We start from the raw sequence: 14899 nt of genomic DNA, 5'->3' as shown, positions 1-14899 counted from the left end.
TGCGAATGCAAGTCATTCTCAAATTGTCGTTCGCAAATAAGGCGTCGGCGTCTGTCTGCCCCTCAGCGGTGCGACCAGCGAGTCAGCCAGCCAGCCAGCCGGTCGAACCCGGCGTCGATCACCACGGCGAGTGAGGCGACGATCAGCGCGCCCTGGATGACATAGGCCTGGTTGGACCCGTTCAGCCCGACGATGATCGGCAGCCCCAGGGTCTTGGCCCCGACGGTGGAGGCGATGGCGGCGGTGCCGACATTGATGATGACGGCGGTGCGCACGCCGGCCAGGATCACCGGCGCGGCCAGCGGCAGTTCCACCCGGAACAGCAGTTCCACCGGTCCCATGCCCAGCCCACGGGCGGAGTCGAGGACCGGGGCCGGAACGCCGTCCAGCCCGGCGACCGTGTTTTCCACAACCGGCAGCAGGGCGTAGAGCGTGAGCGCGATCAGCGCCGGCTCGGGACCGAAGCCCATCACCGGCACCGCCAGCGCCAGCACCGCCACCGGCGGAAAGGTCTGGCCCATGGTGGCGACGGTTTCCAGCAGGCCGCGGAATTCCTTGCCCCAGGGCCGCGTGACGGCGATGCCGGCCCCGCCGCCCAGCAGGATCGCGGCGAGGCTGGAGAGGCCGACCAGCGCCATATGGTCGAGAGTCAGGCTGACGAAGCTCTCCGCTTCGTACAGCGGCCGATCCAGGCGCGGAAAGAGCGTGGCGAACAGCGGCTTCAGCGACGGCATTCCCAGCACCAGAGCCACCAGCGCCACCAGCCCCAGCATCAGCCGGTCGGTCAGGAACTCCCGCGGGGCCATGCCGGCGCCGGTCATGCGGGGCCGCCGGAGGCAGACTGGTGCGCGGAGGGCCGCACAAGGTCGGACAGGTGCAGCACCCCGGCCGGCCGGCCGTCGCCATCCACCACCGGCAGCCTTTCGGTGCCGCGGGCGACCATTTCCGACAGGGCGCGGTGCAGCGGGGTCTCGGCGGCCAGCGGCTCGCCGGTCACGCTTTCCTGCCGGCGGGCGCGGTCGCCGACCGTCTCCACCGCCAGCCGCTTCAGCCCCCACTCCTCTCGCCCCACCAGATCGCGGACCAGCGGGCTGGCCGGGCGCGTCAGAATCTCCAGCGGTGTGGCGCACTGGATCAGCCGGCCATGGTCCATCACCGCGATGCTGTCGCCTAGCAGCAAGGCCTCGTCCATGTCGTGGGTGACGAAGACGACGGTGGTGCCGGTGCGGCGGTGGATGGCCGACAGCTCGGTCTGGAGACTGGCGCGGGTGATGGGATCGAGCGCGCTGAACGGCTCGTCCATCAGCAGGATGCGCGGTTCCGCCGCCAGCGCGCGGGCGACGCCGACGCGCTGCTGCTGCCCGCCCGACAACTGGTGCGGGTAGGCGCCGCGATAGCGGTGGGGGTCGAGGTTCAGCAGCTCCAGCAGCTCCGTCACCCGATCGCGGATTCGCGCCTTGGGCCAGCCGAGCAGGCCGGGGACCGTGGCGATGTTGCGCTCGACCGTCCAGTGCGGGAAGAGCCCGACCGACTGGATGACATAGCCCATGCGGCGGCGAAGCTCTTCCGGCTTTAGCGACGCGATGTCCTCGCCGTCGATGCGGATGGCGCCTTCGTCTGCCGGGATCAGCCGGTTGATCATCCTCAGAACCGTCGATTTGCCGGAGCCCGACGGGCCGATCAGCACGCGGAACTCCCCCTCCGCCACGGTGAAGGACAAGGCATCCACCGCCGTCCAGGAGCCGAAGCGCTTGGTCACGCGCTCGAAGTCGATCATGGCGCACTCTTTCCCGGCAGAACGCCGATGCGGTTGGTGGCGGCGGCGATGCCGATGGACAGCAGGGCGTCGGCCGCCACTGCCAATAGAATGACAGGAACGGCCCCCAGCAGCACAAGGTCCAGCGCGTTGGCGAAAAGCCCCTGGAACATGATCGCCCCCAGGCCGCCGGCACCGATCAGCGCCGCCACCGCCGCCAGCCCGACCGCCTGGACCACGGTAATGCGCAACCCCGACAGGAAGACCGGCAGCGCCAGCGGCAGGTCGACGCGCAGGAAGATCTGGCGCGGCGTCAGCCCCATGCCGCGTGCCGCCTCCCGCACCGGCGCCGGCACGCCGTCCAGCCCGACCGCGGTGTTGCGCACAATGGGCAGCAGCGAATAGAGGGTCAGCGCGATCACCGCCGGCAGCGGCCCGACCCCACTGATCCCCGACCCCGGCAGCAGGGCGCCCAGTGCCGCCAGCGGCGCCATCAGCAGCCCGAACAGGGCGATGGACGGCACCGTCTGCACAACGTTCAGCACCGGGAACACCGCGCGGCCGACTGCCTGCACCCGGTGGGCGGCAATGCCGAGCGGCACGCCGACCAGCAGGGTCGGCACCAGCGCCGCCGCCACCAGCGCGGCGTGGCGCAGCACGGCGTCGGCGAAGACCTCGCGCCGGTTGGCGTATTCCTTGAGAATCGACAGGGCATCGAGATGGCCCGATGCCAGTTGCAGAGCCACCAGCCCGGCCACAGCCCCGCCGACCGCCATTCGGCCGACGGCGCCCAGACCCAGCCGCCGGGCTGCATCGACCACGGTCAGAAGTCCGGCCGCCGCCATCACCCAGAAGCCGGAGGCGAAGGAGGTCCGCGCCGCCGCGGATGCTCCCTGCGCAAGGGTTGCCGCATGGGCACCGGCCAGCCAAACCAATCCGGCGCAGAAAAGCCCGCCGGCCGCAATGGCCAGGCCAAGCCCCACACGCCTTGGCGGCAGGAACGGTGTCGCGAGCAGGGCCAGTCCCGCCAGCAAAACCGCGATTCCATCCAACCCCCGCACCGCTGCCCAAAACGATACCGGCCTGCCGGACAGCAGCCGGTTGGGCGCGAAGCCGAGGAATGGCAAGCCAATGGCGGCGAGCACCACTGCCAGTGCCATCAGCAGGGCCACGCGGTTGTGCAGGGAAAAACGGCCGGTCACGTCGCCGGCTTACTTCAGCAGGCCCTTGGACTTCAGATACTCGGTGGCGACCTGCTTCTGGTCCTGCCCGTCGACCGAGATCTTGGCGTTCAGTCCGCGCAGAGTATCGGCGTCCAGGCCGGCGAAGACCGGATTCAGCAGGTCGGCGATCTTCGGATTGGCGGTCAGCACCGCGGCGCGGACGGTCGGTGCCGGCTCATACACCATCTGGGCACCCTTGGTATCGGCCAGCACAACGAGATCCAGTGCGGCAATGGCGCCGTCGGTGCCATAGACCATGGCGGTGTTGACGCCGGAGGTCTGCTCCGCCGCCGCACGGATGGTGGCGGCGGTGTCGCCGCCAGCCAGGATCAGCATCTGGTCGGGCTTCAGCGCGAAGCCATAGGTCTGCTGGAAGGAGGGCAGGGCGGCCGGGCTTTCCACGAACTCGGCCGACGCTGCGACCTTCGCCTTGCCGCCGCTGGAGACCCACTTGGCGAAATCCTCCATCGTCTTCAGCTTGTTGGCCTCGGCGACGTCGCGGCGGACGGCCAGCGCCCAAGTGTTGTTGGCTGGGGCCGGTTTCAGCCAGACAATGTTGTTCTTCTCCTGGTCGAGTTGCCGGACCTTGTCATAGCCGGCCCCGGCATTCTTCCAGACCGGATCGCTGTCGACGTTGAAGAAGAAGGCGCCGTTGCCTGTGTATTCGGGGTAAATATCGATCTCGCCGGACAGCAGCGCACCGCGCACGATCTTGGTTGGGCCCAGCTGGATCTTGTTTTCCGTCGGGATGCCGCCCGCTTGCAGCACTTGCAGGATCATGGTGCCGAGCAGCCCGCTTTCGGCATCCAGTTTCGATCCGACGCGGACAGCATCCGCAGCCTGTGCCGTGCCGGCCGCGAGTCCCAGCGCGAGAACCGCCGCGCCCGTCATGACGCGGCTGATATTGAAGATCTTGAACACCCCGGAACCTCCCCCTGAAAGCGGTGTGGGAAAGGATGGGTGACGGCCCCGCTCACGGCAAGCCGCGCTTTCCGACTGTTCTGTCCCGGATATGAGTTTCAGCCTATTTCCCCAAGGAACCTCCCAATCGTGGGCACTGTTGAGTTGGCAATTGCACCAGGAGGATTCGATGTCCCAAGGCGACAAGGACAAGTACACCGACAAGCAGAAGCGCAAGGCCGAGCATATCGAGGAGGGGTACGAAGAGCGCGGCGTGTCGCACGAGGAGGCGGAACGCCGCGCCTGGGCGACCGTCAACAAGCAGGACGGCGGCGGCAAGAAGGGCGGGTCGGGCGACAGCGCCTGAGATGGGGCCTGAGACGCTGCCGCTCCGCCTCCTGGTGCGGGGTCACAGACTCCGGATGATGGCGTCGGTGGTGGTCAGCTCGCAGAACTCGTAGCCCAGCGTAGCGACATGGACGGTATGGACCTGTTCCGCCGGGATGATCCGGCCATGTTCGTCCGGCATGTCGAAACAATCGCAGGCGTCGGTGACCAGCATGATCGGCCAGCCCAGATTGGCGCCGGTGCGGACGGTGGTCGACACACACATGTCGGTCGAGATACCGAACACCACCAGCCGGTCGATGCCCATCCGGCGCAGCCGCAAGTCCAGATCGGTGCCGATGAACGCCGAATTGACGCTCTTGGTCACCAGCGCTTCACCATCCTGCGGCTCGAACCCCTCGCGGAAGCGATTGCCCGGCTGTCCGGGGCGCAAGGTGGAGGTCGGACTGACCGAATCGTGACGCACATGGATGATCGGGCGGCCGCTGCGCCGCCAGGCATCGACCAGCCGCAGGCCGTTGTGGTCGAGCGCGCGGTTCCAGCGCCTCGGCCAGCGCGGCTCGTCGAAGGCGCACTGCATGTCGACCGACAGAAGAGCGGAGGCGGCGGGAAGCAAGGTCATTGGATACTCCGTGCAAATCGTCCATGGTCCGTGGCCATGAACTTTGGCCACGAACTTTGACCATGAACTTCCGCCGAAGGGTTGCCGGTTGCATCCCGGCAAGATGCCGGCAGGCCGGCATTCCGCCGGTGGGGCGGATGCGGGGACGGGGATGGACGAAAAGGATAGGCTGCTGCTGGCGGCGTTGCGCAAGGATGGCCGCCGCACATTGGTGGCACTTGCCCGCGATGTCGGATTGTCGCGCAGCGCCACCCAGGAACGGCTCGACCGGCTGCTGCGGTCAGGGGTGATCCGTGGCTTCACGACCATCGAGGACGGTCCGGCGGCCGATGGGGTCGCCGCCTATTTCCTGCTGCGCCACGAACCGGGCCGCAGCTGTGCGCAACTGGTTCCCAAGCTGCGGCGGATTCCCGGCATCGTCACGATGGATGCGGTGGCCGGCGCCATCGATCTGGTGGTCCGTGCCGAGGCGGCGGACATCCGCGGCATCGAGACGATCCGCGCCGCCATCGTCGGGCTTCCCGGCGTCGCCGAGGTGACGACGCAGATGGTGCTCGAACGGTTCCAGTAGGCATCGCCGTGCCAGTCAGGCACCGCGATAGGTCCAGACGCTGTCCAGCGCCGCTGCATCGCGGTCGCGCAGATCTGCTACATCCGCATGGGCCGGGGACAGTTCACACACAGGGTCGGTCGCATCGGCGCTGCCGGCGAGCGCAAGCGCCTGACAGCGGCAGCCGCCCCAATCCTCTTCCTTGTGGTCGCAGGACTGGCAGGGCTGCGGCATCCAGTCGGTGCCGCGGTAGCGGGTGAAGGCCGGTCCGTCGCGCCAGATGTCGGACAGGCTGCGGTCGTGCACCGTCTCGAATTCCATGCCGGGGATGGTTTCCGCGGCATGGCAGGGCAGGACGCGACCGCGCGGGGTGACGTTCATGAAGCGCCGCGCCCAGCCGCCCATGCAGCTTTTCGGCCGGCGGGCATAGTAATCTGGCACGACGTAATCCACCACGATCCGTCCGGCCAGTTCCGGGAGCCGGGCGCGCACCGCCGCGTCCATCTCCAGCAACTGTTCGCGCGACGGCATCAGCGCGGCGCGGTTGGCGAGCGCCCAGCCGTAATACTGCACGTTGGCGATCTCGATCCGCCCGGCGCCGAGATCCATCGCCAGATCGATGACCTCGTTCACCCGGTCGATGTTGTGGCGGTGCAGGACGGCGTTGATGGTCAGCGCCAGACCCTGGGCCACCACCGCCCGCGCCACCTCCAGCTTCTTGGCATGGCCGCCCTTGAAGCCGCCGACGCGGTCGGCCCCGGCGGCCTCCGCATCCTGAAGGCTGATCTGCACATGCTGAAGCCCGGCGCGCTGCAAACCCTCCAGCCGCGGCCGGTCGAGCAGCACGGCCGAGGTGATGAGATTGCTGTAGAGCCCGATCTCCGTCGCGTGGGCGACCAGCTCCTCCAGATCCTTGCGGACGCAGGGCTCGCCGCCGGAAAAATGGACCTGGAGCGCACCGACATCGGCCGCCTCGTCAAGCACGCGTTTCCAGGTGGCGGTGTCCAGCTCGGCACTGGCGGAATCGAGCGCCATCGGGTTGGAGCAGTAGGGGCAGCGCAGCGGGCAGCGGTGCGTAAGCTCCATCAGCACCGCGAAGGGCGGGGCCGGTTCGGTGGCCGGGGATGCCGCAAAGGCGGGCAGGGCGCAGCTCATCGGATGGATCTCCTGGGGATGCGCCTCACGTGACGACATAGCCCTTGTTGCGCAGGTCGGTCAGCATCTCCAGCACGTCGGCGGCGACCTCCGTCCGCGGGGCGTCGTATTCCACCGTCAGCCGGTCGATGCCGGCGGCCACGTCGGCGACCTCCGGCCCGACGCAGGCGCGCACCACCGCCAGCGCCATTTCGTCCAGCACCAGAAGCCGTTCCGGTGCCATCAGCATCCATTGGCCTCGGCGGCGGTCGTTGCGCAGCATGACGCCGGGTGCGAGCCGCAGCCGGTCGGTCTCCGCGACGTGTGGAGCGATCGCGTTCACCGGCTGTACCGTGTCGCTTCCATGTCCACCGGCACGAAGGCGCCGGGTGGGATCAGGTTGGGGGTGACGTAGGCGTGGTGCAGGGCGTCCAGCTGCGCCCACAGCAGCTCCGTCTTGAAGCGAAGGGCGCGCAGGCATTGCCGTTGCTGTTCGCCGGTGTAGGCGTTGGTCAGCACATACTCCAGCCCGAACTCCACGTCGCGCGGCGCCTCGTCCAGCCGCTTGCGGAAATAGGACAGGGTGCTGTCATTGGCGAAGGCATAGTTCTGCTCGAACCCGGCGATGCGCTCGCGGTGGATCGACGGGGCGAACAGTTCGGTCAGCGAGGACGCGACCGCCTCCAGCAGCGAATGGTCGCGCACGAAATTGACGTAGGCATCCACCGCGAAGCGGGTCGCCGGCAGGATGCCCTCCAGTGATTTCACGTAATCGCGGTCCAGCCCCAGCCCGTCGGTCAGGCGCAGCCAGCGCTCGATGCCGCCGACCTTGGTCTCGTCCAACGCGCCGGTCTGGGTCAGCCCGTCATGGTCGAGCACGCGCTGCAACCAGGCGCGGCGCAGTGCCGGGTCGTCCATGCGGGACATGATGGTCAGATCCTTGCGCGGGATCGAGACCTGATAATAGAAGCGGTTCAGCGCCCAGGCCTGGATCTGTCCCTTCTGCAGCTTTCCGCCGTGCAGAAGCTGATGGAACGGGTGGAGGTCGTGATACTGCCGCTCGCCGATGGCATTGAGGGCGGCACGGAACTCCTCGCGGGACATCAGGTCGGTCATAGGGTCAGCTCCAGCCCGTCATGGGCGATGCGCCAGCCGGCCGCCTCGGCCTCCGCCCGTTCGGGCGAGTCCTCCAGCAGGGCGGGGTTTGTGTTGTTGATGTGGATGTAGATCTTGCGGGCGACGTTCAGCGGCTCGAAGGCCGCCATGCTGCCGGAAGAACCCGCCATCGGCATATGGCCCATCCGCGCCGCGGTCTTCACGCCGGTGCCGCTGCGGATCATCTCGTCGTCGGTCCAGGTCGTGCCGTCGAACAGCACCAGCGGCGCCCCATGCAGCCGGTCGGCCAGCCAGCCCGGCATGCCGGCGCAGCCGGGGATGTAGAAGAAACCCTCGCTTGAACCGTCGCTGGGCTTGATTTGCAGAGCCACCGTATCTTCGGCGACGGAGCCGAAGCCGGGGCCTGCCGAGGCGTCCTCCAGATAGAGCGCCACCTTGCCCGGTACGGCGAAGGCCTCCACCTCCAGACCCAGCGGGCGGCCATCGGCGCCGGCGGGCTGGAATGGCTCGCCCAACGACATCGGTCGGCGGGCGACCAGTTCCGGGTTCAGCACGTTGAAAACGCTGTTGGCCGCCAACACCCTATGGACGCGCGGCGTTGCATAGACGGCGAAGGGGTGGGATTCCCGCAGGGTCAGCAGACCGGCGACATGGTCGATGTCGGCGTTGGTCAGCAGCGCCGCGCTGATCGGGTTGCCGCGCAGGGAGCCATGGAGATGACCCTTGGGATGGAGTTGCGGGTTGGCGAGCAGCTGCGCGCCCAGATCGGGCGAGGCGTTCAGCAGCAACCAGCGCTCGCCGTCCGCCGTCACCGCCAGCGACGACTGGGTGCGCGGCTGGGCTGCCGGATCGCCGGACCGGGCACGGCGGCATCCCTCGCAGGCGCAGTTCCATTGCGGGAAGCCCCCGCCGGCTGCCGAACCGAGTACGAGTATTCTCATGGCCACCGTCTTGAGCGCGGTCCTTGGGGTGAAGGGCCGGGGAAGCGCTGTCACGCGGTGCTTCCCCGCGTCCCATCGGCCGGCTTACAGGCCGGCGCAGGCGTAGGCGTTGATCTCGGTGCCGACGGCGATCTCGGTGGTCTTCGGTTTGCGCCAGGTCTTCATCGCGTGATACTCCTGCTTGCTGACTGTTGCTGACCATGATGGTTGGCGAGATTAAGAGTAGCGGTCCGGAGCGGCTTGCCGCCATGCTACCATGGTGTAATCCGCCACCTCTTTCGATGCTGCTCCGCCCGCTAAATCAGGGAGCGGGAGCGGTGGGAGGGGGCAGTGGATGCGCCTCCTCCGTCGGCAGACCGGCCTCCATCCAGCCGTCGATGCCCGTCGGGTACCAGTGGACCCGGGCATAGCCAAGCAACACCGCCCGCTTGGCGGCGTTCCATGACAGCCAGCAATCGGACAGGCAGTAGAACAAAAGATCACGGTACCGGTCGCCACCGGTCAGCCGCTCCAACTGGGATTCGAACCAGATCAGCGTCGCAGGATCGGGCGCTCCCACCCCCACGTTGGGCAGCCAGACGCTGCCGGGGATTTGCCGGTAGGGCTTCGATTGCAACCAGGGACCTCCGGGCAGCGTGCTGCGCTCCAGCCGCTGGACAAAGATCGGGATGAGGCGCCCTCGCGACAGCAGCGTCTGGACCGTGGGTGTATCGACCGTTTCCGCCCCGGCGACACCATCCGGCGTGGGGGATCGGTAGTCTGACAGGCGGTAGCCGTCGGGCGGCGGAATGCCCGCGGCGCGGACGGGGGTGGGGAGCATGAGTGTGAGGAGAAGGGCAATGAATTTTGCGAGGCTTCGCCGTCTCCCCGAACCTTTCCTCACCGCCGGTCAGCCAGAACGCGGTTGGCGATCACCACCGCCTGGGTGCGGCTGTAGACCTTCAGCTTCTGCAGGATCGCCGAGACATGCGCCTTCACCGTCGTTTCAGTGATGCTGAGGTCGAAGGCGATCTCCTTGTTCAACTTGCCGGTGCCCAGCAACTCCAGCACTCGCAGCTGCTGCGCTGTCAGGGTGCTGATGCGCCTTGCGATTTCCGCGGTTTCTGCGTCTTCTGCCTCATCGGCCGTGGCCTCATCACCGAGCTGTGGCGGAATATACAGTTCGCCATTCAGCACTTGCCTCAGGGCGGCGGCGATGGCGTCGCGCGGGGTCGATTTGGGGATGAAGCCGGCGGCCCCGCTCTCCATCGCCTCGCGCACCCAGCGGCGTTCTTCATGGGCGGAAACGACGACGACCGGCGTCGCCGGAAAGCGCTGGCGCAGCGTGCGCAGACCGCCCAGCCCATTCATGCCGGGCATGTTGACGTCCAGCAGCACGAGATCGAGGTCGCCCCGCTCCTCCAGCGCCTGCATGACGCTGTCGAGCCGGTCCGCCTCCATCACATCGGTGGCTTGGCAGGAATAGAGCACTGCGCTGCGCAAGGCATCGCGCACCATCGGATGGTCATCGGCAATCAGGATCCGAGTCATGGCCTGCGGTTCCCTGCACAGCGGCAAATGGAGGGGCGGAAGGGATGGATGAGAGGGAGCAGTTCCCACTTCCATTGTGTCAGAGCGAAATGGAGAGGCGCAATAACGCGAATGACGCGAATTGTTTTGTGCGCGAACATGCCGCACCGCCATCGGACGTACCCCTTTCGCCTGGAACGGCCATCACTCCTCGTGCACGGTTTCCAACCAGGAGCGGATGGCCCACAGTGCTTCCTGGCCCAGGGCATCGCCGAACTTGGGCATATAGGTCACGCCGTTGCGGATCGAGCCGTTGGTGACGCGCTCCTTGAACCACTCGTCGCCGGCATCGCCCTTTTCGAGGTAGCGCAGGTCGGGGGCGATGCCGCCAGACACCGCGCCCAGACCATGGCAGCGCGCACAGTTCTGGTTGAAGGCGGACGCCCCGATCTCGATGGCGCGCGGGTTGCCGCGGTAGGGATTGCTGTCCCGCCACTTATCGCCCAGCTTCTCCAGTCCGCTGGTGTCCACCGGCTGCGGGACTACGTCGCCATGAGCCAGCACCGAACCGGACGAGGTGACCGCCAGCAACCCGACCATCGCAAGTGGCGCGAGACGTGCCAAGCAGCGGGGACGGGCGGGCGGCATGGCGGACCTTTGCGTCATCTGTGCGTCCTCTTCCTGCAACCGTCTTTTGGACTCCCGCTTGCCGCCTTATGACCCGAATTCCGCATTCGCGGAGGCGCAGGACGGTTGCGGGGCCGGATTGCGGTCGAGAGTAGCAATCGTTCGTCCGCTTAATTATTCGACGATGGTACAAGGTCCGCCGCCACGGCCACGCCGGCGTTGCGCCGTCTTGGTCGATGGTCGGATGACGTTAAGGGCAATCGGCCAGCCGATTGGGATCAGGCCGCTACCATCAGGTCAGCGGCGGCAGCCTCCCGGCATTGATCGCCGACTTGACCTTTGCCAGCTGTCGCACGGCTGGATCGCCCAGCCGCAGGGCCACGCCGGTAGACAGAACGTCGATCAGCGTCAGATGCACCAGCCGTGAGGCCATTGGCGTGTACATCTCGGTGTCTTCCACCGGCTGGCTGGCGATGACAACGCTCGCCATCGCGGCCAGTGGCGACCGTGGTGCCGTGATCGCAACCACCGCCGTGCCCTGTGCCCTAGCGGCTGCCGCCAACTCATTGATCGTGCCGCTGCGCCCGGTGTTCGACAGCGCCAGCAGAACTCCGTCGGCCGCCAAATTCACCAGCAGCATGCGTGCCAGCACCGGGTCGGCGCAGGGTTGCGCGTCGGCTCCGAAGCGCAGCAGCTTGTGCGCCGCATCTTGGGCCAGGGCGCTTGACCCGCCAGTGCCGACACACAGTACCCGCGACGCATTTGCAAGCAGGATGATGGCCCGCTCCAGCGCCTCATCGTCCAGCGCGGATGACGCGGTGGTCAGTGCAGCTGCGCTCGATGAAAAAATTTTTCGCGCCAACATACCCACATCGTCGTCCGGCGCGACATCCTGGCTGATATAGGGGGTGCCGCCATGCACCTCGTCGCGCATCGCATCGCGCGCCTGTGATTGGGCTAGCCGCAGTTTGAAGTCCGGAAAGCCGGCGCAACCGACGCTGCGGCAAAAGCGCACGACCGTCGCCTCGCTGACTTCGGCAGCCTGCGCCAGCGAGGTGACGTTCAGTTCCAGAACGCGCCGCGGATCGGCCAGCACCAGATCGGCGATCTGCCCCTCCGAACGTTTCAATGCGCCACGCAGCCGACGGATCTCGTCCAATATATCCAATGGTGCAGGAGTGTGAACTGTGCTGTTGACCGGGGATGCCATGGCGTAAAGTTACTTCCCTGGAACGGTCTGCTGGGACGGACACATAGCTGGAAGCCGGGGCTGGTGATCGGATGAGCGGAGTCGATTTCAATGGCGCTGCCACCATTATGAAGAATTTCGTCGGAGATGGCGAGAAATCCTGCCGGTCGGGCTCGTTTATGAAAAAAATTTTCTTCACAACCTGCCCTCTCCGGCGTATGGTCCGTTCCAGAAATCATCGCCTCCCACAAACGGTCGAGACGCGATCATGAGCAAGCCTTCTCCCCTGAATTCTGTCGTCGCCCGCGTGACGGAGCGCATCGCGGAGCGCAGCCGCGACCGCCGCGCCGCCTATCTGGCACGGCTGGAGAGCGCCGCCGGAAAGCCGCGCCGCCATCGCCTGGGCTGCGCCAACCTTGCCCACGCCTTTGCGGCCTGCGGCGCGAACGACAAGACCGCTCTGCGCGGCGAGACGCAGCCGTCGATCGGCATCGTCACCGCCTACAACGACATGCTCTCGGCCCATCAGCCCTATGAGCGCTATCCGGCCATGATCCGCGAGTCGGTGCGCGCGGCCGGCGGTGTGGCCCAGGTGGCCGGTGGCGTTCCGGCGATGTGTGACGGCGTCACCCAGGGCTACGAGGGGATGGAACTCTCGCTGTTCAGCCGCGACGTCATTGCGCTGGCGACCGGCGTCGCTCTGTCCCATGCCACCTTCGACGGCGTGCTGTGCCTGGGCATCTGCGACAAGATCGTTCCCGGCCTGGTGATCGGCTCGCTTGCCTTCGGTCATCTGCCGACGATCTTCGTGCCGGCCGGGCCGATGCCGTCGGGCCTGTCGAATGCCGACAAGGCCAAGGTGCGCCAGCTCTACGCCCAGGGCAAGGTTGGGCGCGACGAGCTGCTGGAGGCCGAGTCCCAGGCCTATCATGCTCCCGGCACCTGCACCTTCTACGGCACGGCCAACACCAACCAGATGCTGATGGAGATCATGGGCCTGCACCTGCCGGGTGCCAGCTTCGTCAACCCCAACACTCCGCTGCGGGACGCGCTGACCGACGCCGCCGCCCGCCGTGTCGTGGCGATGACCGCCCCGGGCGCCGGTACTCCCATCGGCCGCATCGTCGATGAGCGCGCGCTGGTGAACGGCATCGTCGGGCTGCTCGCCACCGGCGGTTCGACCAACCACACCCTGCACATCCCGGCCATCGCCGCCGCCGCCGGCATAGAGCTGAACTGGGAGGATTTCTCGGAACTGTCGGCGGTCGTCCCGCTGCTTGCCCGTGTCTATCCCAACGGCACCGCCGACGTGAACCGCTTCCATCAGGCCGGCGGCATGCCTTTCATCATCGGGCAGCTGATCGATGCCGGGCTCGTCCACACCGACATCTCGACCATCCATGGCGAGGGCGGTCTGGAGCCCTACCGCAGCATGCCGGAGCTGGACGAGGGCGGCGCCTTGACCTGGACCCGCGCGGCCACCGACAAGAGCGGCGACCCGACGGTCGTCGCCACCACTGCGGCGCCCTTTGCGACCGAAGGCGGATTGCGGGTGCTGACCGGCAATCTCGGGCGTGGCGTCATCAAGATTTCCGCCGTCAAGCCCGAGCATCGGCTGGTCGAGGCCCCGGCCCGTGTCTTCGACAGCCAGGAGGCGGTTCAGGTCGCCTTCCGTGCCGGCGAACTCGACCGCGATGTGGTCGTCGTGGTCCGCTACCAGGGCCCCGGTGCCAACGGCATGCCGGAACTGCACAAGCTGACTCCGCCGCTGGGCGTGCTGCAGGACAAGGGCTTCAAGGTCGCGCTGGTGACCGACGGGCGCATGTCGGGTGCGTCGGGCAAGGTGCCGGCCGCCATCCATGTCACGCCGGAGGTAAAGGGCGGCGGTCCGCTCGGCCGTGTGCGCGACGGCGACATCCTGCGGCTGGATGCGGAAGCCGGGACGCTGACCGCCCTGGTCGATACCGCCGAGTGGGAGGGGCGCGGCGCTCCTCCGCCGCCGAGCGAGGATGCCACCCACGGCTGCGGGCGGGACCTGTTCTCCCTGTTCCGCAACAATGCCGGTCCGGCGGAGAGTGGCGCGTCCGTCCTCAACCTGCTGGGCTGATCCTGCCAGCGGCGAATCCTGAACGTTGGGCCGGCATCGGGCCGTGCCGGCCCGCATTGTGACCGGCCCATCCTTGTGGCACCATGACGCACGGGCTGACCAAACGCACCGTGCCATCGACGTCGAGAGGTCCGAAGATGAACTCCCGCTCCACCGTCGCAGCCCCTGCACTGCCTCCCTTTGACTATACGGTGTTCGGTGGCACCGGTGATCTGGCCCTGCGCAAGCTGCTGCCGGCGCTCTACCTGCGTGACAAGGCAGGGCAGGTGGCCGACGGCAGCCGCATCATCGGCGTCTCGCGCAGCCCGCTCGCCCCCTCCGACTACCGCGCCAAGGCGGAGGAAGCGATCCGCGAGCATGTGCCTGCCGACGAGCGCGACACCGCGCTGGTTGCCCGCTTCCTGGAGCGGCTGGATTACGTCCCCGTCGACGCCACTTCCGACGACGGGTGGGACGAACTGGCTGACCGGCTGAACAACCCGCCGCCGCGTAGCAGCGACGCGGTCCGCATCTTCTATCTCGCCACCTCTCCCAGCCTGTTCGGCCCGGTCAGCGACCAGCTGCGCACCTTCGGCCTCGCCACCCCGGCCTCACGTGTCGTGCTGGAAAAGCCGATCGGCCGCGACCTCGCCTCGGCGCAGGAGATCAACGACCGCGTCGGTGCCGTCTTCACCGAGCAGCAGATCTACCGCATCGACCATTACCTCGGTAAGGAGACGGTGCAGAACCTGCTGGCGCTACGCTTCGGCAACTCGCTGTTCGAGCCGCTGTGGAACGCCGACCACATCGACCATGTGCAGATCACCGTGGCCGAAACGGTGGGCGTCGAGGAACGCGGCGGCTACTACGACCAGTCCGGCGCGCTCCGCGACATGGT

Annotated in this window: 18 protein-coding genes (1 of these 18 only partly in view); 4 read left to right on the top strand and 14 right to left on the bottom strand. The window is 67.3% G+C overall.

Annotation, left to right across the window (positions count from 1 at the left end):
- Positions 1-62: 62 nt before the first annotated feature.
- The 4 genes from E6C72_RS18575 to E6C72_RS18560 are packed head-to-tail and all read right to left on the bottom strand — an operon-like array spanning position 63 to position 3900.
- The gene (locus E6C72_RS18575) at positions 63-821 is read right to left on the bottom strand and encodes an ABC transporter permease (protein ID WP_282183283.1); all 759 of its coding nucleotides are present in this window, start codon (positions 819-821) and stop codon (positions 63-65) included.
- Positions 818-1777, bottom strand: coding sequence for an ABC transporter ATP-binding protein (locus tag E6C72_RS18570; protein WP_109084608.1), 960 nt, complete (start codon positions 1775-1777; stop codon positions 818-820). Before E6C72_RS18570 ends, E6C72_RS18575 begins: the two co-directional genes overlap by 4 nt.
- Positions 1774-2958 carry an ABC transporter permease gene (locus E6C72_RS18565; protein WP_247875516.1) on the bottom strand — a complete coding sequence of 395 codons (1185 nt, stop codon included), beginning with the start codon at positions 2956-2958 and terminating at the stop codon, positions 1774-1776. Before E6C72_RS18565 ends, E6C72_RS18570 begins: the two co-directional genes overlap by 4 nt.
- A gap of 9 nt (positions 2959-2967) precedes the next feature.
- A complete protein-coding gene (locus E6C72_RS18560; RefSeq protein WP_109084607.1) occupies positions 2968-3900 on the bottom strand; it encodes an ABC transporter substrate-binding protein in 933 nt (310 codons plus the stop codon).
- Positions 3901-4069: 169 nt separating this feature from the next.
- On the opposite strand from E6C72_RS18560, the gene E6C72_RS31820 reads away from it, so the two are divergent.
- Entirely contained in the window at positions 4070-4246 is a 177-nt protein-coding gene (locus E6C72_RS31820; protein ID WP_169055241.1) for a hypothetical protein, read from the top strand.
- Between the two features lie 42 nt (positions 4247-4288).
- Here the strand turns inward: E6C72_RS31820 and E6C72_RS18555 are convergent, their stop codons facing one another.
- Entirely contained in the window at positions 4289-4849 is a 561-nt protein-coding gene (locus E6C72_RS18555; RefSeq protein WP_109084606.1) for a cysteine hydrolase family protein, read from the bottom strand.
- Between the two features lie 151 nt (positions 4850-5000).
- Between E6C72_RS18555 and E6C72_RS18550 the strand changes: the two genes are divergently transcribed.
- Entirely contained in the window at positions 5001-5420 is a 420-nt protein-coding gene (locus E6C72_RS18550; protein ID WP_109084605.1) for an Lrp/AsnC family transcriptional regulator, read from the top strand.
- 15 nt (positions 5421-5435) lie between these two features.
- On the opposite strand, the gene pqqE is transcribed toward E6C72_RS18550, so the two are convergent.
- The 9 genes from pqqE to E6C72_RS18505 all read right to left on the bottom strand — a co-directional run bounded on the left by pqqE (position 5436) and on the right by E6C72_RS18505 (position 11936).
- Positions 5436-6554 carry a pyrroloquinoline quinone biosynthesis protein PqqE gene (gene pqqE / locus E6C72_RS18545; protein ID WP_109084604.1) on the bottom strand — a complete coding sequence of 373 codons (1119 nt, stop codon included), beginning with the start codon at positions 6552-6554 and terminating at the stop codon, positions 5436-5438.
- Between the two features lie 25 nt (positions 6555-6579).
- The gene (gene pqqD, locus E6C72_RS18540; protein ID WP_109084603.1) at positions 6580-6876 is read right to left on the bottom strand and encodes a pyrroloquinoline quinone biosynthesis peptide chaperone PqqD; all 297 of its coding nucleotides are present in this window, start codon (positions 6874-6876) and stop codon (positions 6580-6582) included.
- Positions 6873-7649, bottom strand: a complete 777-nt coding sequence (gene pqqC / locus E6C72_RS18535; RefSeq protein ID WP_199228695.1) for a pyrroloquinoline-quinone synthase PqqC — start codon at positions 7647-7649, stop codon at positions 6873-6875. Before pqqC ends, pqqD begins: the two co-directional genes overlap by 4 nt.
- Positions 7646-8590, bottom strand: coding sequence for a pyrroloquinoline quinone biosynthesis protein PqqB (gene pqqB / locus E6C72_RS18530; RefSeq protein WP_109084602.1), 945 nt, complete (start codon positions 8588-8590; stop codon positions 7646-7648). The genes pqqC and pqqB overlap by 4 nt, the downstream gene beginning before the upstream one ends.
- Before the next feature lie 84 nt (positions 8591-8674).
- The gene (gene pqqA / locus E6C72_RS18525) at positions 8675-8755 is read right to left on the bottom strand and encodes a pyrroloquinoline quinone precursor peptide PqqA (RefSeq protein ID WP_014249839.1); all 81 of its coding nucleotides are present in this window, start codon (positions 8753-8755) and stop codon (positions 8675-8677) included.
- A 136-nt stretch (positions 8756-8891) separates the two neighbouring features.
- Positions 8892-9410 carry a rhodanese-like domain-containing protein gene (locus E6C72_RS18520; RefSeq protein WP_109084601.1) on the bottom strand — a complete coding sequence of 173 codons (519 nt, stop codon included), beginning with the start codon at positions 9408-9410 and terminating at the stop codon, positions 8892-8894.
- 59 nt (positions 9411-9469) lie between these two features.
- On the bottom strand, positions 9470-10120 hold the full coding sequence (locus tag E6C72_RS18515) for a response regulator transcription factor (protein WP_109084600.1): 651 nt from the start codon (positions 10118-10120) through the stop codon (positions 9470-9472).
- Between the two features lie 183 nt (positions 10121-10303).
- Positions 10304-10765, bottom strand: coding sequence for a cytochrome c-550 PedF (gene pedF, locus E6C72_RS18510; protein WP_211100501.1), 462 nt, complete (start codon positions 10763-10765; stop codon positions 10304-10306).
- A gap of 253 nt (positions 10766-11018) precedes the next feature.
- Positions 11019-11936, bottom strand: coding sequence for an SIS domain-containing protein (locus E6C72_RS18505; RefSeq protein ID WP_109865398.1), 918 nt, complete (start codon positions 11934-11936; stop codon positions 11019-11021).
- Positions 11937-12183: 247 nt separating this feature from the next.
- On the opposite strand from E6C72_RS18505, the gene edd reads away from it, so the two are divergent.
- Complete coding sequence (gene edd / locus E6C72_RS18500; RefSeq protein WP_109865397.1) at positions 12184-14022, top strand: phosphogluconate dehydratase; 1839 nt, start codon at positions 12184-12186, stop codon at positions 14020-14022.
- Between the two features lie 137 nt (positions 14023-14159).
- A protein-coding gene (zwf, locus tag E6C72_RS18495) for a glucose-6-phosphate dehydrogenase (RefSeq protein ID WP_109865396.1) crosses the window boundary here: on the top strand, positions 14160-14899 show its beginning. 781 nt of this gene lie beyond the right edge of the window; 740 of the gene's 1521 nt are visible here — the first part of the coding sequence; the start codon lies at positions 14160-14162; the stop codon falls past the right edge of the window.

Origin of the sequence: Azospirillum sp. TSH100, assembly GCF_004923295.1 — a bacterium.
Lineage (GTDB): Bacteria > Pseudomonadota > Alphaproteobacteria > Azospirillales > Azospirillaceae > Azospirillum.
The sequence above is the reverse complement of the archived record's forward strand: the minus strand, read 5'-3'. Positions and strand labels throughout refer to the sequence as shown.

Excerpts from the sequence above, each read along its gene's own strand:
- E6C72_RS18575 (WP_282183283.1), bottom strand. The coding sequence starts at position 821 with ATGACCGGCGCCGGCATGGCCCCGCGGGAGTTCCTGACCGACCGGCTG.
- E6C72_RS18570 (WP_109084608.1), bottom strand. The coding sequence starts at position 1,777 with ATGATCGACTTCGAGCGCGTGACCAAGCGCTTCGGCTCCTGGACGGCG.
- E6C72_RS31820 (WP_169055241.1), top strand. The coding sequence starts at position 4,070 with ATGTCCCAAGGCGACAAGGACAAGTACACCGACAAGCAGAAGCGCAAG.
- E6C72_RS18555 (WP_109084606.1), bottom strand. The coding sequence starts at position 4,849 with ATGACCTTGCTTCCCGCCGCCTCCGCTCTTCTGTCGGTCGACATGCAG.
- E6C72_RS18550 (WP_109084605.1), top strand. The coding sequence starts at position 5,001 with ATGGACGAAAAGGATAGGCTGCTGCTGGCGGCGTTGCGCAAGGATGGC.
- pqqE (WP_109084604.1), bottom strand. The coding sequence starts at position 6,554 with ATGAGCTGCGCCCTGCCCGCCTTTGCGGCATCCCCGGCCACCGAACCG.
- pqqC (WP_199228695.1), bottom strand. The coding sequence starts at position 7,649 with ATGACCGACCTGATGTCCCGCGAGGAGTTCCGTGCCGCCCTCAATGCC.
- pqqB (WP_109084602.1), bottom strand. The coding sequence starts at position 8,590 with ATGAGAATACTCGTACTCGGTTCGGCAGCCGGCGGGGGCTTCCCGCAA.
- pqqA (WP_014249839.1), bottom strand. The coding sequence starts at position 8,755 with ATGAAGACCTGGCGCAAACCGAAGACCACCGAGATCGCCGTCGGCACC.
- E6C72_RS18520 (WP_109084601.1), bottom strand. The coding sequence starts at position 9,410 with ATGCTCCCCACCCCCGTCCGCGCCGCGGGCATTCCGCCGCCCGACGGC.
- E6C72_RS18515 (WP_109084600.1), bottom strand. The coding sequence starts at position 10,120 with ATGACTCGGATCCTGATTGCCGATGACCATCCGATGGTGCGCGATGCC.
- pedF (WP_211100501.1), bottom strand. The coding sequence starts at position 10,765 with ATGACGCAAAGGTCCGCCATGCCGCCCGCCCGTCCCCGCTGCTTGGCA.
- E6C72_RS18505 (WP_109865398.1), bottom strand. The coding sequence starts at position 11,936 with ATGGCATCCCCGGTCAACAGCACAGTTCACACTCCTGCACCATTGGAT.
- edd (WP_109865397.1), top strand. The coding sequence starts at position 12,184 with ATGAGCAAGCCTTCTCCCCTGAATTCTGTCGTCGCCCGCGTGACGGAG.